22 protein-coding genes are annotated in these 22,200 nt (G+C 43.7%); 10 read left to right on the forward strand and 12 right to left on the reverse strand.

Annotated elements, in window-relative coordinates:
* Positions 1–42: 42 nt before the first annotated feature.
* The 4 genes from pruA to GVT53_RS01135 form a co-directional block, all read right to left on the reverse strand.
* Positions 43–1,671: an L-glutamate gamma-semialdehyde dehydrogenase gene (gene pruA, locus GVT53_RS01120; RefSeq protein ID WP_166247029.1), complete on the reverse strand. Its 1,629-nt coding sequence runs from the start codon at positions 1,669–1,671 to the stop codon at positions 43–45.
* Between the two features lie 75 nt (positions 1,672–1,746).
* Positions 1,747–2,133, reverse strand: coding sequence for a Co2+/Mg2+ efflux protein ApaG (apaG, locus tag GVT53_RS01125; protein ID WP_166247030.1), 387 nt, complete (start codon positions 2,131–2,133; stop codon positions 1,747–1,749).
* Between the two features lie 5 nt (positions 2,134–2,138).
* Positions 2,139–3,392: a DUF3667 domain-containing protein gene (locus tag GVT53_RS01130; protein WP_166247031.1), complete on the reverse strand. Its 1,254-nt coding sequence runs from the start codon at positions 3,390–3,392 to the stop codon at positions 2,139–2,141.
* Positions 3,393–3,424: 32 nt separating this feature from the next.
* The gene (locus GVT53_RS01135) at positions 3,425–4,669 is read right to left on the reverse strand and encodes a type IX secretion system plug protein (RefSeq protein WP_240905213.1); all 1,245 of its coding nucleotides are present in this window, start codon (positions 4,667–4,669) and stop codon (positions 3,425–3,427) included.
* 150 nt (positions 4,670–4,819) lie between these two features.
* On the opposite strand from GVT53_RS01135, the gene GVT53_RS01140 reads away from it, so the two are divergent.
* The 8 genes from GVT53_RS01140 to GVT53_RS01175 all read left to right on the forward strand — a co-directional run bounded on the left by GVT53_RS01140 (position 4,820) and on the right by GVT53_RS01175 (position 12,346).
* Positions 4,820–6,172 (forward strand): Na(+)-translocating NADH-quinone reductase subunit A, encoded by a 1,353-nt coding sequence (locus GVT53_RS01140; RefSeq protein WP_166247033.1) that lies wholly within the window; start codon positions 4,820–4,822, stop codon positions 6,170–6,172.
* Between the two features lies 1 nt (position 6,173).
* Positions 6,174–7,424 carry an NADH:ubiquinone reductase (Na(+)-transporting) subunit B gene (locus GVT53_RS01145; RefSeq protein WP_166247034.1) on the forward strand — a complete coding sequence of 417 codons (1,251 nt, stop codon included), beginning with the start codon at positions 6,174–6,176 and terminating at the stop codon, positions 7,422–7,424.
* A gap of 2 nt (positions 7,425–7,426) precedes the next feature.
* A complete protein-coding gene (locus GVT53_RS01150; RefSeq protein WP_166247035.1) occupies positions 7,427–8,176 on the forward strand; it encodes a Na(+)-translocating NADH-quinone reductase subunit C in 750 nt (249 codons plus the stop codon).
* Between the two features lies 1 nt (position 8,177).
* Positions 8,178–8,825 (forward strand): NADH:ubiquinone reductase (Na(+)-transporting) subunit D, encoded by a 648-nt coding sequence (locus GVT53_RS01155; protein ID WP_166247036.1) that lies wholly within the window; start codon positions 8,178–8,180, stop codon positions 8,823–8,825.
* A gap of 11 nt (positions 8,826–8,836) precedes the next feature.
* A complete protein-coding gene (nqrE, locus tag GVT53_RS01160; RefSeq protein WP_166247037.1) occupies positions 8,837–9,577 on the forward strand; it encodes an NADH:ubiquinone reductase (Na(+)-transporting) subunit E in 741 nt (246 codons plus the stop codon).
* Between the two features lie 3 nt (positions 9,578–9,580).
* Positions 9,581–10,888, forward strand: a complete 1,308-nt coding sequence (nqrF, locus tag GVT53_RS01165; RefSeq protein ID WP_166247038.1) for an NADH:ubiquinone reductase (Na(+)-transporting) subunit F — start codon at positions 9,581–9,583, stop codon at positions 10,886–10,888.
* A 90-nt stretch (positions 10,889–10,978) separates the two neighbouring features.
* Positions 10,979–11,338 carry a Na(+)-translocating NADH-quinone reductase subunit F gene (locus GVT53_RS01170; RefSeq protein WP_166247039.1) on the forward strand — a complete coding sequence of 120 codons (360 nt, stop codon included), beginning with the start codon at positions 10,979–10,981 and terminating at the stop codon, positions 11,336–11,338.
* Positions 11,339–12,346, forward strand: a complete 1,008-nt coding sequence (locus GVT53_RS01175; protein ID WP_166247040.1) for an FAD:protein FMN transferase — start codon at positions 11,339–11,341, stop codon at positions 12,344–12,346.
* Positions 12,347–12,361: 15 nt separating this feature from the next.
* On the opposite strand, the gene GVT53_RS01180 is transcribed toward GVT53_RS01175, so the two are convergent.
* On the reverse strand, positions 12,362–13,618 hold the full coding sequence (locus tag GVT53_RS01180) for a hypothetical protein (protein ID WP_166247041.1): 1,257 nt from the start codon (positions 13,616–13,618) through the stop codon (positions 12,362–12,364).
* A gap of 52 nt (positions 13,619–13,670) precedes the next feature.
* Here GVT53_RS01180 and GVT53_RS01185 point away from each other — a divergent pair, with 52 nt between their 5' ends.
* Positions 13,671–15,077 carry a hypothetical protein gene (locus GVT53_RS01185; protein WP_166247042.1) on the forward strand — a complete coding sequence of 469 codons (1,407 nt, stop codon included), beginning with the start codon at positions 13,671–13,673 and terminating at the stop codon, positions 15,075–15,077.
* Here GVT53_RS01185 and GVT53_RS01190 read toward each other — a convergent pair.
* The 3 genes from GVT53_RS01190 to gpmI form a co-directional block, all read right to left on the reverse strand.
* A complete protein-coding gene (locus tag GVT53_RS01190; RefSeq protein ID WP_166247043.1) occupies positions 15,074–15,841 on the reverse strand; it encodes a class I SAM-dependent methyltransferase in 768 nt (255 codons plus the stop codon). The genes GVT53_RS01185 and GVT53_RS01190 overlap by 4 nt on opposite strands.
* Positions 15,842–16,050: 209 nt before the next feature.
* Positions 16,051–16,869, reverse strand: a complete 819-nt coding sequence (gene map, locus GVT53_RS01195) for a type I methionyl aminopeptidase (RefSeq protein ID WP_166247044.1) — start codon at positions 16,867–16,869, stop codon at positions 16,051–16,053.
* 45 nt (positions 16,870–16,914) lie between these two features.
* Complete coding sequence (gene gpmI, locus GVT53_RS01200; RefSeq protein ID WP_166247045.1) at positions 16,915–18,432, reverse strand: 2,3-bisphosphoglycerate-independent phosphoglycerate mutase; 1,518 nt, start codon at positions 18,430–18,432, stop codon at positions 16,915–16,917.
* A gap of 207 nt (positions 18,433–18,639) precedes the next feature.
* Between gpmI and GVT53_RS01205 the strand changes: the two genes are divergently transcribed.
* Entirely contained in the window at positions 18,640–19,032 is a 393-nt protein-coding gene (locus GVT53_RS01205; protein WP_166247046.1) for an ankyrin repeat domain-containing protein, read from the forward strand.
* Positions 19,033–19,135: 103 nt separating this feature from the next.
* Here GVT53_RS01205 and GVT53_RS01210 read toward each other — a convergent pair whose 3' ends face one another.
* From GVT53_RS01210 to GVT53_RS01225, 4 genes are all read right to left on the reverse strand, one after another.
* Entirely contained in the window at positions 19,136–19,303 is a 168-nt protein-coding gene (locus GVT53_RS01210) for a DUF6747 family protein (protein WP_166247047.1), read from the reverse strand.
* Between the two features lie 113 nt (positions 19,304–19,416).
* Positions 19,417–20,181, reverse strand: coding sequence for a M48 family metalloprotease (locus tag GVT53_RS01215; RefSeq protein ID WP_166247048.1), 765 nt, complete (start codon positions 20,179–20,181; stop codon positions 19,417–19,419).
* A gap of 39 nt (positions 20,182–20,220) precedes the next feature.
* Positions 20,221–20,955, reverse strand: a complete 735-nt coding sequence (locus tag GVT53_RS01220) for a M15 family metallopeptidase (RefSeq protein ID WP_166247049.1) — start codon at positions 20,953–20,955, stop codon at positions 20,221–20,223.
* 75 nt (positions 20,956–21,030) lie between these two features.
* On the reverse strand, positions 21,031–22,197 hold the full coding sequence (locus GVT53_RS01225) for a gliding motility-associated C-terminal domain-containing protein (RefSeq protein ID WP_166247050.1): 1,167 nt from the start codon (positions 22,195–22,197) through the stop codon (positions 21,031–21,033).
* Positions 22,198–22,200: the final 3 nt, after the last annotated feature.

Below are 22,200 nucleotides of genomic sequence, written 5' to 3' on the forward strand. Positions count from 1 at the left end.
TCATATTCGTATGACGGCCTTGAAATTAGTTGTTTTTTGGTCTTATCCCAAAAAAGGATACCTGTAATCCTCGGGGGTCACAAAAGTTTCCTTGATGAGCCTTGGAGATACCCATCTCAACAAGTTTTGCATGGAACCTGCCTTGTCGTTGGTACCAGAGGCCCTAGCGCCTCCGAACGGCTGTTGTCCCACAACGGCCCCTGTGGGCTTGTCGTTGATGTAGAAGTTCCCTGCTGCGTTCTGCAAGGCCTTGGTGGCCTCGTCGATGGAGTATCGGTCTCCCGAAAGAACGGCCCCAGTCAAACCATATTCAGAGGTTCCGTCCACCAGCTTCAAGGTTTCGCTCCAATCCTTGTCCTCGTACACATAAACGGTCACCACTGGACCAAAGAGTTCGGTGTACATGGTCTCGTACTTTGGATTAGTGGTCAATATTACGGTAGGCTCTATAAAATATCCTACGGATTTATCATAATTTCCACCCGCGATTATTTCTGCATCATCGTCTGCTTTTGCTTGATCGATGTATTTGGCCAATTTGTCAAAAGCACCTTCGTGGATCACTGCCGTGATAAAATTGCTCATGTCCTCTGGGGAACCCGGCTTGTTAAAGGAAGCGATATCTTTTTTGACGAGTTCCAAAATTTCATCGGCTGTGGATTTTGGCAGATAAACTCTTGATGCGGCACTGCATTTTTGACCTTGAAACTCAAAAGCACCTCGGCTGATGGCGGTGGCCACCTGTTGCGGTTTGGCCGTTGGGTGTGCAATGATAAAATCCTTTCCGCCCGTTTCACCTACGATACGTGGGTATGTCTTGTAGTTATGGATGTTGTTCCCGATCTGTTTCCAAAGATTTTTGAACACGGTGGTTGAGCCGGTAAAGTGTATGCCTGAGAAATCTGGACTTGCCAAAATGGTATCGGAGATCATAACGGGGTCGCCATAGATCATGTTGATCACCCCATCGGGCAATCCGGCCTCTTTGAACACGTCCATGATCACCTTGGCGGAATAGATCTGGCTGTCGCTCGGTTTCCAGACGGCCACATTCCCCATCATGGCGGCACTGGCAGGAAGGTTACCTGCAATGGCGGTAAAGTTGAACGGAGTGATGGCATATACGAAACCTTCCAATGGACGGTATTCCACACGGTTCCAGACCCCTTCCGAGGATTCCGGCTGTTCGCCATAGATCTGGGACATGTACTCCACGTTGAAACGCAAAAAGTCCACGATCTCGCAGGCGGAATCTATCTCGGCCTGATAAATGTTCTTGGATTGGGCCAGCATGGTGGCGGCGTTCATTTTTTGGCGGTAAGGACCTGCGATGAGCTCGGCGGCCTTCAGGAAAACCGCGGCGCGCTGTTCCCATGTAAGGTTTGCCCAGGCTTCCCTGGCTTCCAAACAATTGGAGATGGCCTGTTCCACATGTTTCTTTTCTGCCAAGTGGTAGTGTCCCAAAATGTGCTTGTGTTCGTGCGGTGGGGACATGGGCTTGGTATTGCCCGTTCTTATCTCTTCGCTTCCGATATAAAGTGGAACATCCACTTCACTGTCATAAAACGCCTTGTATTGTTTTAGTACTTCTTCTCGTTCGGGCGAACCCGGAGCATAGCTCAGTACAGGTTCATTGTATGCTGTTGGAACTTGAAAAAATCCTTTTCCCATAGAAATGTTTTTTTTTAATGATTTACAATTCTATCAAAGGTAATGAAACCGCCAGCGAATATAAAATGGTGCGGGTTAGTTTATTGCAAAGGGTGCGGCAAACTTAAAAGTCGGTATTTCCACTTCGAACTCTTCGGCATTGGTAAAGTTTACCATGTGGTAATGTCCGCGCATGGCCCCGACAGGCGATGCCAAGAGGCAACCGGAGCTATAGGTGTGGGAACTGCCGGGCTTTATTACGGGCTTTCTTCCGATAACCCCCTCCCCATCAACGGTTTCCATATCCTTAAGGGCATCGAATACATCCCAATGCCTTGCGGTTAGCTGTACCGTGTCCTTGCTCAAGTTCTCGATGGTTATGGTATAGCCAAAGGCATAGTGCACTTTGTAATTCTTAAAAAATGTGCCTTCAAACGAGGTGCGTACCGATACTTTTATTCCTTTGGTTACCTGTGTAAACATAACTATCAATAGGTTAAACCGCTTCCTGCAAACGTGACTATGATCGTAAAAAAGGCCAAGATCATAAATACCGTATTCAAAAAGATGTATTTTACAATAGTTTTAAATCTTCCTTGTCCGTAGAACTTTCGCATTGCCTTATAAAGGTAAAAGGCAAAAATCAACAGAAAAATCCCCGAACTGCTAATATTGAATATGGTATCCAATGCTAGGCTAAGGATGAGCAAGATAAACAAGAGCGACTGATTGTGGAAACTAAAAATAAGATGATCGGTGTAGGTATAATTTTTTCTGATGTACACCAACCAAATGAAGACCGTGAACACGGGCATAAAGAAAAATATGATAAAAGGCAATTTGGAAATGGTGCTGTTGACCCAGCTGCCAGGTTCGCTTATGGCCCTTAAAATACTGTTGGCGGTATTAAAGGCCATTTTGTTGCCCGTTGTTTCCTCGATATTGTAAAGGGTTTGGGCCTGCTCAAAATTGTAAAGGGTGTCCTTTTTAATGGCGTGCCCAAAAAACTCGATTTTACTAAAAAAAGGCTCGGTGCCCGATTTGGTGCCAAGGCTCTTAAAATATGCTGATGGGTTTGCGTTCATAAAGGAATCCTTCTTCTTTTCACTCTTCTTTATTTCATTCATAAAAACTCCGAGAGAGTCCAAACTGCCCAGTTTTGCGGAAAGTTTTGGGTCCCCGTTTTTGACGGAGTCAAGATGTTGAAGGCCCACGGAAATGTTCGGGTTTAACTTTTTTAAGGAATCCAGGGTCATTTGGGTCGATCCGCTCTGTTTTTCATAGATGGTACTATCCACTTCTATGCCTCCCGATTCGGTATTGAATTTGAACGGTGAACCATTATAAATGGTGCCGTCGAATTTTTTGGCAGCTTGGTCCCAATCATCGAATTTGCTATTGTAGGCAAACATTAAAAAGTAAAGGAAGGCCAAGCTCAACAGAAAACGGAACGGATTGGTGTAGGTTACCCGTTTGCCATTAACGTAGTCTTTTGTGATTCGGCCGGGCCTCAAAAGCAATGCGGAAAGTGTTCTTAAAAGTTTGGAATCGTAATTGATCAACCCCGAAAAAAACTCGTTGATAAAATCCTTTAGTGTAAGTTTTTTGGTGCTGTTGGCCTGTGAGCAATTGGGGCAGTACTTGTCGCTCATGTCCAGTGGATGTCCACAGTTGAGACATTCTACGCCCCTAAATTTTAACTCATAGCGACCTTTGGTGATCAAACTATCTTTTTTGCCCATGCCTTTTTTTGAGGATTTGGGTCTAAAGATAATTAATTACTGATATTTTGGGAGTTTGTTGAGCCTATACCTATAATACTGTCGTACATATCTCCGAAATCCCGATAATAAACCAGAATAAGGTAGTTGTTCTCTGTAAAATGAAAATTTCCGCTTACCAAATTGGGTTCAATGGACCCATCTTCGCGCTGCACCACATATTTGTAGTTGTAGAATCCCTGCTTTATGGGCAAGGTAGCTTCAAACTTTCCCGTTTCTTCGTTGAATATCATTTTATTCTCTTCTTCGAGGGCATAATTGTTGAACTTTCCGATAACGTACACATTGTCCAGCCCGATCATATTGGAGTAGGGCAGGCTAAAATGGACCATGGAATATTCCGCTTCGCGAGAGACATCGTCGCCCTGTAGCGTACGAACCGCAAAATCCCCGTTAATGTCTGGGAAATAGGTGTATTCTTGATCAAACCGGTATTCATTGGTGAACAGGTAATGGTGGTACACATCCCTCATTTCTATGTTTGAAATGGCAAAGGTCGGGGAGCGCAGGTCCTTTGTGTCGAAGTTGAGATATTCGTTGCCACCGAAAAAGCTCGTTTCCTCGTTATATTTATATACCAGCTCCGTTCCTATGGTAAATTGCGGTTTGATATTATAAAGTGCCGTGGGCCATTGATGGTTTTGAATGATGGCGACCTTGATCTCGTTTTTGGGGTTTACCACATTAAAGCCCGCAGTATTGATGTTGAACTGCACCACCTGCTTTGTATTGAGATAATTAAAGTCCCTTGATCTTTTTACGGTGGCGGCAACGGACACCGCATCGCGAAATACCACAAACCTTCTGGAGAATTGCAAATCGCCGTAGCTATTGTAGATTTCGAGCACAAAATTTCCCGTAACGGTCAATTTAACATTTTCGTTAGGTATGGTGAGCCGATAGTTCGAGTACGGCTGAAGCGTGGTATAACTGTTCTCGTAATCGATGATTCGTTGGTTGTCCGCTCCCGAGAGGTATTGGGATTTAAGCAATTGCGATGGAGTCCAATCGTAATCGCAGTGCACAATTTTGTAATAGTAATCTTGTTCGTTCGCAGTAAGGTCGTCAAACTCCAAAGTTATCGGTTCGCCCAGTTTTATCACGGGAAACTGGTCCTCCGTAGGACCTTTAAAAACCACCGATTTTATATTCGGGGGAGGGTTTTTTTCCTCTAGGGCCTGTCCAAAAGCAGAAGAGGTCATCAAACCAAAGAGAAACAGAATTTTGGTAAAACGTATCAAGGGCATAAATTTTAGGTAAAGGTAAACAAAAAGTTATCTGGGGAGTCAAGCTCGTTATAATCCCAATTTTATGGTTAATTATTATGAAAACAATCCTTTTAGTACTATTTTTGCGTTCGATTTTGATAACAAAAGGTCTACAATAATATGTCTAAAGACATCCGGATTAAAAAGGGGTTGAACATCAACCTCGTCGGGGCGGCAGAGCAGACTATTTCCAAAGCCGTTACAAGTAACGTTTACGCCCTGAACCTAGATGATTTCCACGGAATCACTCCAAAAATGTTGATAAAACAAGGGGAAGAGATAAAAGCGGGCGAACCCCTCTTTTATAACAAGAACAACGAAGAAATGCATTTCGTTTCCCCAGTGAGTGGAGAACTTGTGGAAATTGTAAGGGGAGCAAGAAGAAGGATTTTAACCCTGAAAATTCTTGCCGATAAAGAACAAGATTACATGATCAACAAGGTGCCGGATTTGGATACGGCCGATGGGGAAGCCATTAAATCCTACCTATTGCAGTGTGGGGGGTGGCCGTTCATCAAACAAAGACCTTACGATGTGATCGCTGACCCCGATGTAACTCCAAAAGCGATTTTTGTTTCTGGATATGCTACCGCGCCATTGGCAGCGGACCCTGATTTTGTGCTTGAGAACAAGGAACAGGAGATCCAGGCGGCAGTGACTGCGCTGAGCAAGATGACACCCGGAAAAATACACGTGACCATCGGAAAATCCAATAGGTCGCCGTTCGTCAATATTAAAGGGGTGGAGCTCCATCGGATTTCCGGGCCCCATCCAGCAGGATTGGTAGGAACGCAGATCAACAAAATCGACCCCGTGAACAAAGGGGAGGTTGTCTGGACGTTGTCGCCACAGGACATGGTAATGTTGGGCGAGCTCGTCATGACCGGTAAGTTCAATGCCGAACGAATCGTGGCCTTGGCCGGATCGGTGGTAAAGCAACCGAAATATTACAAGACCAAGATCGGCGCTGAAATCTCGACTTTCCTTTACGCAAGCGGCGTCAATGAGGATAGGTTCAGGTTGATCAATGGAGACGTGCTTACCGGTGCCAAAACGCATACCGAAGGACATTTAGGGTTTTACAACAATACGGTAACCGCTATCCCGGAAGGGGATGATTACGAGTTTTTCGGTTGGAACAAGCCCGTGTTCAACAAAATTTCATCTACAAGGGCATTGACCTTTTCGTGGTTGCAGCCCAAAAAGAAATATGACCTCGATACCAACACCAATGGAGAGCACAGGGCTTTTGTGGTAACGGGAAGGTATGAGGAGGTTTTTCCTTTGGACATTTACCCGCTTCAGTTGTTGAAAGCCTGTATGGTGAAGGATTTGGATGAAATGGAACAATTGGGGCTTTATGAAGTGGCACCCGAGGATTTCTCGTTGACGGAATTCATATGCATATCAAAACAACCACACCAACAAATAATCAGGGAAGGATTGGATTTGTTGCAAAAAGAACTTGGATAATATGGGCATGAAAGAAAAATTACATCAGTTAAAACTAAAGTATCAGGGCAAAAAAATGGCCCCGGCCTTCAATGCGCTGCATACTTTTCTTTATACGCCGAACGAAACCACCCATTCGGGGGCGCATGTTCGGGCTGCGGATGATTTAAAGCGTACAATGAACACGGTAATCTTGGCTTTGGTGCCCTGTTTGCTGTTCGGAATGTTCAACGCAGGTTACCAGCATTATTCCGCCATAAACGGTTTTCCGGAGAATTTTTCACTTTTTGATCACTTTTTGACATGGGATAACTTTTGGGTGGGCGTTACTACCGTTTTGCCATTGGTTATTGTGTCCTACGGAGTGGGTCTGGCCATCGAATTCTTGTTCGCTGTGATCAAGGGTCACGAAGTGGAAGAGGGCTATTTGGTGACCGGGATGTTGGTTCCGTTGATCATACCCGTGGATACGCCACTTTGGATGCTGGCCATTGCCATAGCATTCGGGGTTGTTATCGGAAAAGAAGTTTTCGGTGGTACCGGAATGAACATTTTGAACCCTGCCCTGACTATTCGTGCCTTCTTGTTCTTCGCCTATCCAACTTGGATGAGCGGTGACAAAGTTTGGGTGCACGAAGGTGTTCAAAGAGCCGGGACCGCGGATGCCATATCCGGTGAAACCGTTCTGGGTTCCTTGGCGCAAGGTGCCGAATATTCGTACTCACTATCGGATATGTTCTATGGATTTATTCCTGGTTCCGTTGGTGAAACATCAACCTTATTGATTTTGTTGGGAGCACTATTCTTGATATTCACAAAAATAGCTTCGTGGAGAATTATGGTAAGTGCCGTAATAGGCGCATTGGCCATGGGACTTATCTTCAACGGTATCGTGGATGCCGGATGGTTGCCCGAATACAGTAAATTCTATACATTGATGAGCTTCCCCTACTGGCAGCACTTGTTGGTCGGCGGATTGGCCTTTGGTATCGTATTTATGGCCACCGATCCCGTAACAGGATCGCAGACCAATAAAGGCAAATGGTACTACGGGTTCTTTATCGGGTTACTTTCGGTAATGATCCGGGTGTTCAACCCAGGATATCCGGAAGGGGTGTTCTTGGCCATCTTGTTGATGAACGTATTTGCACCGACCATTGATCACTACGTGGTAAAAGGCAACATTAAGAAGAGATTAAAACGATTTAAGACAGCAACCATATATCCAAAACCTTCGGATGAGGTTGATACACTAAAAACGGAAACAGCTTAATTATGGCAGTCAATACAGAAAAAAATAGCTACACTGTAGTCTTTGCAGTCTTAATGGTTATTGTAGTGGGTTCGCTATTGGCATTCGTTGCATCTGGCCTAAAGCCAATGATCGATGAGAACGAGCGCTTTGAAAAGCAACAGAACATCCTTTATGCCATGGGGGTCAACGAAAATGAAGGCGATGGCGATGTTTCCTTTATTCCTACCTCTGAAGTGGAAGACGCATTTTCAAAATATATCACCCAACAATTGGTATTGGAAGGCAGCGAGGCCGTAGAAAAGCAGGATGCCTACTTGATCAATGTTGAAAAAGCTCTGGCCAAGGCAAAAAGTGGCCAAAAGGCAGAACTTCCTTTATTGATCGGCGAAAAGGACGGAGAGAAATTCTACATCATCCCCATGTTCGGAAAAGGACTTTGGGATGCCATTTGGGGGTACATGTCCGTAGATGAGAACATGGAGATAAAAGGTGTATATTTTGATCACCGTGGAGAGACTCCCGGACTTGGGGCCAACATCAAGCAAAGATTTTTTATGGATGATTTTGAAGGAGAGCTGGTTGTTGATGGCAATACCTATGTAGGGGTGGAAGTTGCCAAGGGAAACAATGATCCTTTGAACAACGAAAAAGAAGATAATCAAGTAGATGCTTTGGCCGGAGCCACCATTACAGGTAATGGTGTTACCGCAATGATCAAGGAGAGCCTAAAGCTATACAAACCTTATTTACAAACTATTAGAACCAATTAATATGGCGCTACTATCAAAAAAAGACGCAAACCTGATAAAGGACCCGTTGGCGGACAATAACCCGATTACCATCCAGGTATTGGGAATATGTTCTGCCCTGGCAATTACTGCGGAGCTTAAGGCTTCTGTGGTAATGGCAATATCCGTATTGTTTGTAATGGGGGTCGGTAACGTGGTAATTTCGCTGATAAGAAATATAATACCTTCAAAAATTAGAATTATTGTACAGTTGGTCGTGGTTGCCGCCCTGGTGATTATCGTGGATCAAGTACTAAAGGCTTTTGCCTACGACCTAAGTAAGACCTTGTCGGTATTTATCGGACTTATTATCACCAACTGTATCATTATGGGACGTTTTGAGGCATTTGCCCTTGGCAACGGTCCCCGTAGGGCATTCCTTGACGGAATTGGAAATGCACTGGGATATGGTGTCATTTTGGTGATCGTAGGATTCTTTAGGGAGCTCTTGGGTTCGGGAACCCTTTTTGGAATGAAAGTGTTGGGTGATCCCATCGCCAAAACAGGATTGTATTCCATCGGCTATGAGAACAATGGTTTTATGATCATCCCCCCGGCCGCATTGATCGTTGTGGGAATCATAATTTGGGTGCAACGTTCCAGAAATAGAGCATTAATTGAAGAAGCATAAACCAAGGAAGCATGTTAGAGCATTTAGAACTATTTTTTAGATCAATCTTCGTAGACAATATGGTGTTTGCGGTCTTTTTGGGAATGTGTTCCTATTTGGCCGTATCCAAAAAAGTTTCTACCGCAGTAGGATTGGGAGCTGCCGTAATATTCGTGTTGGGTGTTACCGTTCCATTGAACTGGTTGTTGGACAAATACTTGCTTCAAGATGGGGCATTGGTTTGGTTGGGCCCGGAGTATGCGGATTACGACCTTAGTTTTCTATCGTTCATCCTATTTATTGCCACCATTGCAACTATGGTACAATTGGTAGAGATCGTAGTGGAAAAATTTTCTCCCTCATTGTATAACTCATTGGGTATCTTTTTGCCGTTGATTGCGGTAAACTGTGCCATTTTGGGCGGTTCGCTCTTTATGCAGACCAGGGATATTCCAAATATAGGTCTGGCCTTGAACTATGGGGTCAGCTCCGGTATCGGATGGTTCCTGGCTATTTTGGCCATTGCCGCCATTCGTGAGAAAATTAGATATTCCAATGTGCCCGCACCATTGCGCGGTCTGGGAATCACGTTTATAATCACCGGTTTAATGGGAATCGGGTTCCAGAGCTTTGGAGGTATGCTCACAGGAGACAACGAGCCGCCAGAGGAAACCCAGACCACAACCGCGGAAACCAAGGAAGAGAAAGAAATCAAAAAAGAGATTGAGGACAAAGAAAAAGCAATCTCTTATAACGAAGCCATAAACAAATAGAAGATGATATTAGCCGCAAGTACCGGAGGTACTATTCTAATTACCGTAGTAGCGTTTCTTGTTTTGTTGTTGATTTTGGTGGCACTTTTGCTGTTCACCAAAGAAAAGCTATCCCCATCAGGTCCAGTAACCATCACCATCAATGGTGAAAAGGAATTGGAAGTCGGTTCGGGAGGGTCTTTGCTATCGACCTTGGGTAACCAAAAAATATTCTTGCCATCCGCATGTGGTGGAGGTGGAACCTGTATCCAGTGCGAATGTCATGTACTTTCCGGTGGAGGAGAGGCCCTGCCCACAGAAACACCGCATTTCTCTAAAAAGGAATTGAGCGAAGGCGCACGTTTGGCCTGTCAGGTTAAGGTAAAGCAAGACATGAACATCACTATCCCGGAAGAGGTGTTCGGTATCAAAAAATGGGATGCCAAAGTGGTCCGTAACTACAACGTGGCCTCTTTTATCAAGGAGTTTGTGGTGGAGATTCCAGAAGACATGAACTATAAGGCAGGTGGATATATCCAAATTGAGATTCCACCTTGCGAAGTAAAATATTCAGATATTGACATTACCGCCCACCCAGAAGAACATGAGACACCGGACAAGTTTCAAGCTGAGTGGGATAAGTTCAACTTGTGGCCATTGGTGATGAAGAATCCCGAGACTGTTGAAAGGGCGTACTCCATGGCCTCTTACCCGGCCGAAGGAAGGGAAATTATGTTGAACGTGCGTATTGCGACCCCGCCTTGGGATCGTAACAAAAACGGATGGATGGATGTGAATCCAGGTATTGCCTCTTCCTATATCTTTAGTTTGAAGGAAGGTGATCCAGTAACCATTTCTGGACCGTTCGGTGAATTCTTTATTAATGAGTCCGAAGCAGAAATGCTTTACGTGGGTGGTGGAGCCGGTATGGCGCCGATGCGTTCCCACTTGTACCACTTGTTCAAAACATTGAAGACCGATAGGAAAGTGACCTACTGGTATGGTGGTCGTTCCAAACGTGAATTGTTCTACATCGACCATTTTAAACAACTGGAAAATGAATTCCCGAACTTCAAGTTTTACATGGCACTTTCCGAGCCATTGGAAGAAGACAATTGGAAAGTGAAGGAAAGCATTGATGATGACGGTGATGGTTTTGTTGGTTTCATACACAATTGTGTTATCGATAACTACTTGAACCATCATGAGACCCCAGAGGATATTGAACTATATTTTTGTGGGCCACCGTTGATGAACAAAGCTGTTCAGAAAATGGGTGAGGATTTTGGTATTCCGGATGAGAATATCAGATTCGATGACTTTGGAGGATAATTCCAAAATATACAATCACACCTCGAGCATTGCCGAGAGGTATAAATAAAACCAGACCGATGCTCTTGAGCATCGGTCTTTTTGTTGACTATGGGAAGAGAACTAACAGAGCAGGAACTGCACAACTTGGCCATGAATATTGTGGGACGGGAGCTAGAGGCGGATGGTTTTGAATTTATGGCCATCAACAGTAAGCTTAAAAAGAATCCACAGTATGTGTGTCTTAAGGAAAAGGTGCTGCATTTTATTGTAGTGCGCAATGTGGAATTTCCACTGAATCCAAGGGAATATGATGAAGAATTGATGCGCACGGTCAAAGATCACGCCGAAAAGTTCGAGGCACGCACCTATTTTGCAGGGGTTGGACTCTCCAATGCATCGGACAGGACGGAACCATTGTATTTGGATGAAGAATATGTAGTGGACTATCAAGGATTAATAGAGATTTAGATGAGAAAGATCATACAGTTATTTGGATTGGTCGTATTGTTTGTTGGCTGTAATCAGAAGAAAGAACAGTTCAAGAACCAAGCTTGGGGAAATGCCTTGGGCACCACTTACTCCATTATTTATATTGCCGATAAGGAGTTGGATTATCAGCAGGAAATAGACTCCGTTTTTCAGGTGCTCAACCAGTCCATGTCCACCTATATCCCTTCTTCCGACATCTCCAAGATCAATGAGGGTGATTCCACTATTATCGTGGATGATATGTTCAAAGAGGTTTTTGATGTTTCAAGTGAGGTGCACAAGGCTTCCAACGGCTATTTTGACCCCACTATCGGTGTTTTGGCCAATGCATGGGGATTTGGGCCGGGCGAGCAAATGGAGCTCGACAGCCTTCGTGTGGACAGCTTATTGGGTTATGTGGGATGGGAGAAGGTGAAATTGAATCCTGATAATACCATATCGAAGAAACATCCATCAATCCGTTTTGATTTTAATGCCGTTGCCAAAGGGTATGCCATAGACCGATTGGGCGCTATGTTGGATGCTAAGGGTATTCAAAATTATTTAGTGGAAGTTGGGGGTGAAGTGTTGGCCAAAGGCACCAATATCGACTCTGGAAAACAATGGTCCGTTGGAATCGATGACCCTCAAGTGGAAACTGGCCGTCAATTAAAACAGATCGTTTCCTTGGAAGATGTTGCCATGGCCTCATCGGGCAATTATCGCAAGTTTAGGGTGGATCCAGAAACGGGCGAGAAGTACGTGCACACCATCAATCCCAAAACAGGATATACCAAGAATTCCAATGTGCTGGCCACAAGCGTGGTGGCGAAAACCTGTGCGGTTGCTGATGCGTATGCCACTTCGTTTATGGCGATGGATTTAAATGATTCCAAACAGGTGCTGGAAAATCACGATGAGTTGGAAGCCTACATCATTTATTTGGATGAAAAAGGGGAGACAAAGGAGTTTTTTACGCCGGGTTTCGAAGCTTTGGTAAAGAGGTAATGGTGTATTTATGATTTAGTTGTTGGAGTCGTATAAAATTTTATTGTTTTTTTTGATTCTTACATTTTTAACTAAACCTGTTCCTTCAAAGAAAAAACCAATACCTAGTATTTTACTTCTTTTTTCGGTGACATCAAAAGTATACGCATGATTTCCATTGATTGCAATAATCATTTTTTGATCTTTTGATAGGCATTTTAATTGAACCAGGTCAGTAGGTTCCACACCGAAATTCGAAAGATCATTTTTCTTTCCGCTTATCTGTTTATCAAAAGCAAACAAGGAAATTTCTGAAATACAACCCTTGTTGCAAACAGGGATTACAATTGGCCCATCTTCATGGATAATTGTCAGTTGCGCTACTTGGCAAGGAGTATTCCCCGATTGAAAGTTGTTTTGAAAAGAGGTCGTCAGTTCAAATTCATCAGTGTATAGTTCGCCAAAATCCCTTACTTGATAAAGCCCCACAATGGTTTTGCTGGTACGGGGGTCTATTCCATGGACTTTTAACATATCAAGGTCTATGGAAAGTTCATTTTCAAGATTTAAATACACCGGTATGGAATCTGTTTCGATAGTGGCCAACCAACCGTTGGATGGGATGAAAACATCTTTTTCTTTAACAATGGAATCATTGACCACAAGTTTTGATTTAAAAAAACCCGGTCTATAATAGATACTGGTCAGAATGCTGTCATTTTTGTTGACAGCCACTCTTTTTCTTTTGTCCCAGTCCTGTTGAATTTCAATTTTGTCCTTTTCATCTGCTATGGAAGCATTGTATTTGAAGACTACCGAGTTTGGTAATCCTGTAGTGACGGATTTAATAGAAAATGCAAAATCATTTGGACTGTAATATTTGGCACGGTTCTGTAAAAGTAAATAGGAAGAAACAACCAAAATCAGGAATATGGTTGCTGTAGTGTATATAAAGAATGTGGTTGTGCCAATTCTTTTCTTTTCTTTTACAACCATTGATTTGTCAGGTTCAAGGCTATTTGAAAAAACCCTCCAATCATCATATCCAATGTACTTTGCCAAAGTATCCAAAGTGCTACTGTTAGGTCTTGATTTATAACGTACGCGCCCGCTCAAACGCTTTAGTGTGGAAATACTCAATAAAATGCCCGTTTCTTCCTGTATGGATTCACTCAGAACCTGAAAGTCACGGGTGCCCCATAATGCTATGGGGCCTCGAGATAACTTTTTGGAAACCAGTAAAAAGCAATGCGCGATATGTTTCTTGTAATCTTCCGATTCAGGAGTGTTCATAATGATGAATCAACTTGAACAAAAATGAACAAGTCTGTGTGCCTTTAGAGTATTGTTCAATAATACATTTGAAAATTATCAATCAATAGTAATTAAAAAAGATCATATAATGAGAACGAAAATCTATATGTTATTGCTTTGTTGCACTTTATTCTTCCAATTTTCATGTACACAAAAGCGCAAAAACGACAACCAAATGCAAGAACTGCCATTTACGCAGTTCCAATGGAACGTTGTGGATAAAGAGGGTAACGAACAATTCATTGATACGGTAGAGTATAATGATAAAATAGCGCTTCACTTACCTAAGGGACATATTGCTTACCTCAAAAATAAAACGTTTAAGGATTTTGAAATTGAATTTGATGTAATTGGATTTGTTATGCCGGGATTGGGATTCCGAGGCCAGGACAAAGAAAATTATGAACTGATCTATTTCAGGGAAAATTCAAGTAATAAGAAAGATGCACTTCAATACATACCCATTTTTAATGGGAGTTTACCGTGGCAATTGTACAACTATCCCAAATATGAGGCAAGTGCCACTTTTATGGAAGAGAAGATAGCATCCTTCCCATTATCCATTGAAAACTATTTGAAAATGGGGGTAATAAGCGATAGTCTGCGCTTAAAACTAAAAGAAAAAGGAGTGGGGTATTCCCCAAATGCCCAAGTGCAATTGGTAAATGAAAAAACTTGGGGTATTGGCGATGCAGAGCAGTTTAAAGGAAGTTTTTTAAGGAAAACAGCTACGAATTGGGAATTGTGGAATCCAAATGTATGGTCACATATCAAAATTATAGTTGTTGGAGACCGAGCTTCTGTTTATGTCCTAGATATGGAGGTGCCAAAAATGACCGTGAAATTGAAACGAGATGTGAAAGCAGGAGATATTAGCCTGAGAAATCAATTTTTTGATGCTTTTTTCACCAATGTTTCAATAAAGGATTTGGGAGATGGTACTTTGTCGATTAAGAACAATAGAGAAGACGTGCTTTCTGATAATTACATTAAGAAATGGCAGATTTCCCCAAAATTTATTAAGAATGAAAATGGAACCCTTTCCCAGTTGGATTCTATTCAAGAAAATGATGCTACATGGAAATCTGTGGAAACTGATGTTGATGGATTGCTCAATGTCAGTAGGTTTATTGGCCAAATGAAAGGTAGTGTTGCATTGAAAACGACCATTCATTCAGAAAGCAAACAAGATGTTGGGATGCATATTGGTTTTGCGAAGCATTTAATAGTGCTATTGAACAATGAGGTTATTTTCAATAAGGAAATGGATATGGAAAAAGAAGAAGGAAGGGTGTTTGTGGATAATGAAAGCCTGAACCTTAATTTATTGCAAGGGAAAAATAACTTGTTAATGATACTGACAGGAGATGAACAATATCAACAAAACTGGGGTATAATTGCTAAACTAGACAAATTGAAAGGAATACAAATGGATTAACCTTTGCGAACAATAGGGATGATCTCACCTTTCGCCAAGCGGTATTTTTCAACATTTTGTTTTGGAAGCATGTTAGTGTAATCCACTTCTTCCACAGTGAAACCTATGTTGCGGAGCTTATCAAAATAATCCCTTCCGTAGATGCGGACATGATCATATTGGCCAAAAATACGGGCGCGCTCCTTTTTATCGGTAATGGTATCGTCTTCGAACGTTTTTTCCCTTTTCAAGTCTTGCGGAATTTGAAAGATGCCCCATCCTCCCGGTTTTAGTACACGGTAAAGCTCCTGCATCGCCTTGGTGTCATCGGGAATGTGTTCCAATACGTGGTTGCACAGAATCACATCAAAAGAAGCATCTTGAAAGGGTAAGTTGCAGATATCCGCCTTTACATCCGCCAGTGGCGAATTGAGGTCCGTTGTTGTGTATTCCAGATTATCCAACTTTTTAAAGCGTTTGTAAAATGCCTGTTCCGGGGCGAAGTGCAGCAATTTTATAGGCTTGTTGAAAAAATCCGTTTCGTTCTTTAGGTACAGCCATAATAACCGATGACGTTCCAAGGAAAGGGTAGAGGGGGAAAGTACATTCTCTCTAGGGTTCTCATAACCGTAGGGCAAAAATTTCTTAAATGATTTACCGTCAATCGGGTCTGTGAATCTGTTCCCTTTGAGTGATAACGCGATTATTGGTCTCACCCAATAACTTAACCTGATCAGTAAGGGCCTAGGAATCAGATTTAGGAAGTATTTAAAAATTTTTGACACGGATTAAATGATTATTGCCTATGGTAAATTTTGACTACAGATGTCAAACAAAATGTCAGTTTGAATTTTTTTCCTGAAGTAAAAAATACCTGCCTGCCGGCAGGTCGAGGACTGGAGGTTTTCTTGTGATACTTCAATTCTCGATACAATTTTTCTCCGTTTCACTCCTAAAAATCACTCGAATTGACAAATTTTTATCAGAAACTCACTTAAAGCACCAACTTTTTGCTTCGGAACTCATCCTCTTCGTCGCTGGTAATGCCCAAGGCATCGTAAATATATTGAAACGTGGACAATAGTTCTGGTTTCCCGTCCACAAGGGCCACATCGTGTTCAAAGTGGGCGCTTGGCTTGCCATCTGCTGTTAGTATGGTCCAACCGTCTTTAAGTTGTTTTATTCGCCTTGTGCCCATATTGATCATCGGCTCGATGGCCACAACGGTTCCATTGACAAATTTTTTGCCACGACCCCTCTTCCCGTAGTTTGGCATTTGAGGGTCCTCGTGAAGCTCCCTTCCCAAACCATGTCCTACCAATTCGCGTACAACGCCATAGCCATGGTCCTCGGTATATTTTTGAATGGCATAGGCCACATCGCCCACACGGTTGCCCAGTTTAAATTCTCTGATTCCCAAGTAAAGCGATTCTTTGGTGACCTTGAGCAATTTTTTGGTTTCCTCCGCTACCTCGCCCACTTCAAAAGTATAGGCATGGTCGCCATGAAAGCCATTTTTAATTGCTCCGCAATCCACAGAAACAATATCGCCATCTTTCAGGGCTTCGTTACCGGGTATTCCATGTACCACCTGCGCGTTCGGGCTCCAGTTAAGGGTGTTCGGAAAGTCGTACATGCCCAAAAAACCGGGTACGGCACCTTGCTCACGGATAAATTCTTCCGCCATTTTATCCAATTTCAACGGATTGGCCCCAGGCTTGATTTCCTTGGCCAACATGCCCAAAGTTCTGGATACCACTAAAGCGCTCTCGCGCATCAACTCAATTTCCTCTGCTGTTTTTACTTGAATCATAGCCGCAAAGATAAATTGATTCTGGGGATTTTGAGGAATGTTTGCCTAAACCAATGGTTTTTGTGTCATCAATTCGGGTTGTGGAACGCCGATCATTTTTAAAATGGTCGGTGCAATATCTCCCAAAACACCGCTCTTGACCTCCTTGATGTCATTGTCCACCATAATAAGTGGCACCGGGTTGGTGGTGTGCGCCGTATTGGGGCTGCCATCTGGATTGATCATGGTGTCGCAGTTTCCGTGATCGGCGATTACGATAGTGGAATAGCCGTTCTCCAAACCGGCCGTAATCACGTCCTTGGCGCATTGGTCAACGGTTTCACATGCTTTAACAGCGGCTTCCATGACACCTGTGTGGCCTACCATATCGGGATTGGCAAAGTTGAGGCAGACAAAATCGGCATCTCCCTTTTTTAGTTCGGGAATTATGGCATCACGGATATCGTATGCGCTCATTTCCGGTTGAAGGTCGTAAGTGGCCACCTTTGGTGATGGACAAAGGATTCGCTCTTCGCCATCAAACGGTTCCTCGCGTCCTCCATTAAAGAAGAAGGTTACGTGCGGATATTTTTCTGTTTCGGCGATACGTATCTGTTTTTTGCCGTTTTTGGCAAGGGTCTCACCAAGGGTTTCCTTGATGTTTTCTTTGTTGAATATGATCTTGGTTCCCTTGAAGGATTCATCATAATTCGTCATGGTCACGTAGTACAGATCCAGTTTGTGCATGTTCTGCTCATGAAAATCCTGCTGGCTCAACGCTTGGGTAAGCTCACGGCCACGGTCGGTCCTAAAATTGAAGAAGACGATAACGTCACCATCTTGGATTTTTGCAACCGGTACATTGGCAGCATCTGTCAATACCAAAGGTTTGATGAACTCATCGGTTACGCCCTCGTCATAACTTTTTTGCATGGCCTCGCCGATATGCTGCGTTTTTTCGCCATCAGAGTTTACAAGTACATCGTAGGCCATTTTAACGCGCTCCCAACGTTTGTCACGGTCCATGGCATAGTACCGGCCGATAACAGTGGCCAACTTGGTCTTTTTATCGGCACAATAGTTGTCCAAATCAACCAAAAATCCTTTTCCGCTTTTGGGGTCCACATCACGGCCATCGGTAAATGCATGGACAAAGGAGTTTTCCACCCCACTTTCGTCGGCCGCCTTTATCAGTGCTTTTAGGTGGTCGATATGGCTGTGTACACCACCATCGCTCACCAAGCCCAAAAAATGTACCGGTTTGTTGTTGGCCTTGGCGTAGTCAAAGGCTTCTTTTAGTACTTTCTCGTTCTTTAAGGTGTCTTCTTTTACGGCTTTGTTGATTTTGGCCAAATCTTGGTATACGATTCTTCCCGCACCAAGGTTCATGTGTCCTACCTCGCTGTTTCCCATCTGTCCTTCGGGCAGACCAACGTTCATTCCGTCGGTATGCAGGTCGGCATTGGGGTATTTGGTGTAGAGTGAATCGATGAATGGTGTATTGGCCTTTTCGATAGCCGAAACTTTTGGGTCTGGAGATTTTCCCCAGCCGTCCAAAATCATAAGAATAACCTTTTTGTGCATAGTAAAATATTGTACTGCAAAAATAAAATGTTCTCCTTGGATGCCCTAGTTTTTTGTTAAAATTCTAATTATGAACTTGTTAATTATTTTATGATAAAATTGAGGAGTTGTTAAAAATAAGTTATTTAACTGTTAATCGTGTAACATCCTATGTTTTGAGAAGTCTATTTTTATAGCAAGTAAATTCATTAATCAAAAACAATCATCATGAAAAAAACAATTTTCACAGTGGCTGCATTTTCCATGCTGGCACTAAGCGGCGTATCTGCCAACGAACTCAGAACAAGCGATTTTGGAACCTCCATTGAACTGATCAGCCCGGATGAGCTAAGCAGTTTTTGCAAGGCCGTAATGCAGGGCGATGTGGACACCGTTAAAAAATTGATTGAATTAGGGGAGGATGTCAACCAAAAATCCTTGGGGAAAGCTCCTATCCATTATGCGGCCCGTTACAACAAGGCCGAAGTTTTAAAAGTACTCATTGCCAATGGTGCTGACCTTAAAAAACGTTGCGATGGTGGTATGACGGCCATCAAATACGCAAAATTGTCCAATGCTACCGAGGCGCAGGCCGTTTTGGAAGCTGCTATGAAAAAATAGAAAAGGAGTTTATTCGTCGAACTAAAAAGGCCTCACCCGAAAGGGTGAGGCCTTTGCTCATTTTACATATTTAGTGTCCTTGCAAAAGAGTGTGTCTCGCGGCTTAGAATTCAAAGCCTGTAAAAGCTCTGTACAAAAATGCGTAAAAGGCCATGAACAACATGACCGCGCAAAATATGGAGTATCCTTTTAAAAAGAATACGACATAGCTTGGTTTGCAATCGTCAAATGCCTCTAAATAGAGATCTTTAAAGTGTAATAGTGTTCCCATATGTTCTCTCTTTTTACAGCATAAAAGATCAAGAGAACGTATGTAAGATTCGGGTTTACCCAAAGATACGGAAATAAAGACAAAGCACTTTTTTTATCGACGAACCGCCGATTCTATCGACCTGAATATTTGTCGATGGCCTCCTTTATTTTTTCGATCCTGTTCTCGGGGTCGGGGTGGGTACTCTGAAATTCAGGGACCCTGTTTGGTCCGGCAGCGGATTTTAGGATCTTCATTACCTCGATCATTTCGTTGGGGTCGTAACCCGATTCGATCATAAACAAAACGCCAAGATCATCGCTTTCCAGTTCGTCGCCCCTACCGTTGGTCAAAAGGGTGTTCTGTCCAATACCTGCGACCACACTCCCCATGTCGCCACCTACCGATGCACCAGTGGCCAAGGTCTGCCAAAAACTGCTCTCGGCGATACGTTCAGCGGAATGTCTGCCGATCACATGGCCTATCTCGTGCCCGAGAACACCGGCCAGTTGTGCTTCGTTGAGCTGGGAGAACAGGGCATAGGTGATGAATATTTGCCCGCCCGGCAAGGCAAATGCATTAATGGTGCGGTCGTCCGCCAACAAATGGAATTCGTATCGGTACGGGGTTTCCCGGGCCACACTGTTCTGGACGAGTTTGTTGCCCACCTTGTCCACTAAATTTTGAAGGCGTTCATCAGGATAAAGCCCACCGTGCTGCTGCGCCATTTCAGGAGCACTTTGGAGTCCGATGGCAATCTCTTGCTCTGCCGTCATGTCTATGTTCTGGGTTCGTCCGGTGTACGGGTTTTCTTCTTGGTTGCTGCATCGGCGGATGAAAGCAAAGGCAACGATCGCCAAACCGATAAGGATACGTATCCTCCAACTTCCTCTTCTCATGGTGTAGTGTTCTAGTTAGTTGAAGATACAAAAAATCGGCTACAGCAATACAGGGTTGATGTCCAAAATATTATCCTGGACATAGGTCTTTATAAATCCCGCAGTAAAGTGTTCGATACCCAAAAAACGCTCTTCCTGTAACAGTTTTAGTACATTGAGTTTTCGATAGGCCGTTAGCATGGGAATGGAGATAGGGGCATAACTATAGTGCCAAGGTTCGTATTTGAACCCTCTTCTTCTGGGATTGTCCGTATAGACCAGATAGAACCCATATTTGGTCGAGTTTTCGTCCAACCAAAGCTTAAGTCCTTCGTAAGGGCCGCCCGCCCCAAATTTTTCCGGGACCAGTACATCTCCCGATGCTTGTGGGAATCCGTCTATAATATCGATGTCCGTGCCCCAGTGGTGCCTGCTGGTTCCGGGAATCGTGGAATATTCTATGATTTTTTCAATGGCATCGAACGGCGACATGCCGGATTCTTGCGTGTATTTTAGGTATTTGCGTTCCCAAATACGTTGTTGATGGTAATAATCACGAAAACTGGACACCATTTTAATGTCAAAACCGTCGGAATAGGCAGCTTTCTTCATTTCCAAAAAGGAGGTGTAGGCTTCTTCCCTTAAATTGATGCCCTCTCCAAAAAGCTCGATCTCTGCTTTTCCCATAAGCTCTTCGGTGGTGTAATCGGGGCCGTAAAAGTTAGGAAAGATAGGGGGCAGGGCACAGGCCATGCCAGATGCTGCGGTATTTTTTATGAAAGTCCTTCTTTTCATGAAACAAATTTTGCCCCAAGTTAAGAAGTATTTTTAATTCCAGCTTTTGAAAAATTGCAGGGCAAATATTTGCTTTTACTTGTCCAAGAAAAGGAAGCCCGTGTACTCCAGTCCAAGGTCGTCCAAGGTAACCAGATAAAAATAGACGCCTTCCGGCAGTCCGTTGGCTGGACTTGGAACCATGGAGCCTGTATTGGCAACACCGCGGAACTCGTTGGTGTAATTTATTTTTTCAAAAACCTTTTGTCCGTAGCGATTAAAGATGCGCAAACTGTTGTTCGGTGACTCCTCCATGCCATCGATCACCAAAAAATCGTTGGTGCCGTCGCCGTTCGGGCTCAAAAAGTAATCGCCCAGAGTGGGATTGTTCACGGCAAAGGTATCGGTAGGTAGTGGAACGGTACCAAAGGTAATGGCCGCGTAATCGTTGGGCACAAAGGTTTCGGAGGTCACAAACCCGTTGGTGATATCGCCGCTGAACGCAGCATTGCCGATAATGACCCATTGGTTGGATGCCTTGCTCCAGCCTACCACGATCAAGGACTCGGCCGTGGCATTTGGAATACCGATCAAGTTGCTTCGGGTGTTCCACGAAATGGTGACCTGTGTGGGGGCACTACTTTGAAGGATCCAAAATTCCCTTTCGGATACCTCGCCAATGTTGTTTACTTTTTCTTCCGTATCAAAACTTTCCAAAATAGAGGATGGGGCGGAGGGATTCTCAAAAAAATAGGCGCAAATGGCCGAGGGGGCCGCACCTTGGGCATTCATGGTTAATGGACGGAGCTGCTGCTCATCACCGACGGGGAACGAAAACACACTACGGTTGTTCACCTCGGCAAATCCGGTAACCTTGGATACGTCACTTTCCCCGGTAAAGAACCCATCTTCCATAAAATTGAGCTTGACGGCGGGTATGTTGGTGGGCGTTAAAAAATTGCCCAAAATAAAATTGACGTTGTTCCTGACCATGAGCGGGGTTTGCAAAAACACATCGCTGTCCATCATAATCTCGGTGTCCCACAGCGTGGGCGGTATGCTCCCGGAAACAATGATGGGGCGGTTGCCGTAAAAACCAATAAGGCCATTGCTCTGGTCAAAGTTGGCATCGTTGATCAAATCGGCATACAGTCCTATCTGGGCATCGTTGTGCACGGTAAAGTTACCGCTATTGTACAGCCCGCTTTGGGCCACAGCAAAGCTGACCGATAACAAAAACGCTATGTGGAGGAAGGGTTTCAAGGG

Source organism: Flagellimonas oceani, from assembly GCF_011068285.1.
GTDB classification, from domain to species: domain Bacteria; phylum Bacteroidota; class Bacteroidia; order Flavobacteriales; family Flavobacteriaceae; genus Flagellimonas; species Flagellimonas oceani.

What these genes read in the sequence shown, in the direction of transcription:
- GVT53_RS01205 (WP_166247046.1), top strand. Translation starts at nt 18,640, where the DNA reads ATGAAAAAAACAATTTTCACAGTGGCTGCATTTTCCATGCTGGCACTA.
- GVT53_RS01210 (WP_166247047.1), bottom strand. Translation starts at nt 19,303, where the DNA reads ATGGGAACACTATTACACTTTAAAGATCTCTATTTAGAGGCATTTGAC.
- GVT53_RS01170 (WP_166247039.1), top strand. Translation starts at nt 10,979, where the DNA reads ATGGGAAGAGAACTAACAGAGCAGGAACTGCACAACTTGGCCATGAAT.
- pruA (WP_166247029.1), bottom strand. Translation starts at nt 1,671, where the DNA reads ATGGGAAAAGGATTTTTTCAAGTTCCAACAGCATACAATGAACCTGTA.
- GVT53_RS01155 (WP_166247036.1), top strand. Translation starts at nt 8,178, where the DNA reads ATGGCGCTACTATCAAAAAAAGACGCAAACCTGATAAAGGACCCGTTG.
- GVT53_RS01145 (WP_166247034.1), top strand. Translation starts at nt 6,174, where the DNA reads ATGGGCATGAAAGAAAAATTACATCAGTTAAAACTAAAGTATCAGGGC.
- nqrE (WP_166247037.1), top strand. Translation starts at nt 8,837, where the DNA reads ATGTTAGAGCATTTAGAACTATTTTTTAGATCAATCTTCGTAGACAAT.
- nqrF (WP_166247038.1), top strand. Translation starts at nt 9,581, where the DNA reads ATGATATTAGCCGCAAGTACCGGAGGTACTATTCTAATTACCGTAGTA.
- GVT53_RS01175 (WP_166247040.1), top strand. Translation starts at nt 11,339, where the DNA reads ATGAGAAAGATCATACAGTTATTTGGATTGGTCGTATTGTTTGTTGGC.
- GVT53_RS01215 (WP_166247048.1), bottom strand. Translation starts at nt 20,181, where the DNA reads ATGAGAAGAGGAAGTTGGAGGATACGTATCCTTATCGGTTTGGCGATC.
- GVT53_RS01140 (WP_166247033.1), top strand. Translation starts at nt 4,820, where the DNA reads ATGTCTAAAGACATCCGGATTAAAAAGGGGTTGAACATCAACCTCGTC.
- gpmI (WP_166247045.1), bottom strand. Translation starts at nt 18,432, where the DNA reads ATGCACAAAAAGGTTATTCTTATGATTTTGGACGGCTGGGGAAAATCT.
- GVT53_RS01130 (WP_166247031.1), bottom strand. Translation starts at nt 3,392, where the DNA reads ATGGGCAAAAAAGATAGTTTGATCACCAAAGGTCGCTATGAGTTAAAA.
- GVT53_RS01220 (WP_166247049.1), bottom strand. Translation starts at nt 20,955, where the DNA reads ATGAAAAGAAGGACTTTCATAAAAAATACCGCAGCATCTGGCATGGCC.
- GVT53_RS01180 (WP_166247041.1), bottom strand. Translation starts at nt 13,618, where the DNA reads ATGAACACTCCTGAATCGGAAGATTACAAGAAACATATCGCGCATTGC.
- apaG (WP_166247030.1), bottom strand. Translation starts at nt 2,133, where the DNA reads ATGTTTACACAGGTAACCAAAGGAATAAAAGTATCGGTACGCACCTCG.
- GVT53_RS01150 (WP_166247035.1), top strand. Translation starts at nt 7,427, where the DNA reads ATGGCAGTCAATACAGAAAAAAATAGCTACACTGTAGTCTTTGCAGTC.
- map (WP_166247044.1), bottom strand. Translation starts at nt 16,869, where the DNA reads ATGATTCAAGTAAAAACAGCAGAGGAAATTGAGTTGATGCGCGAGAGC.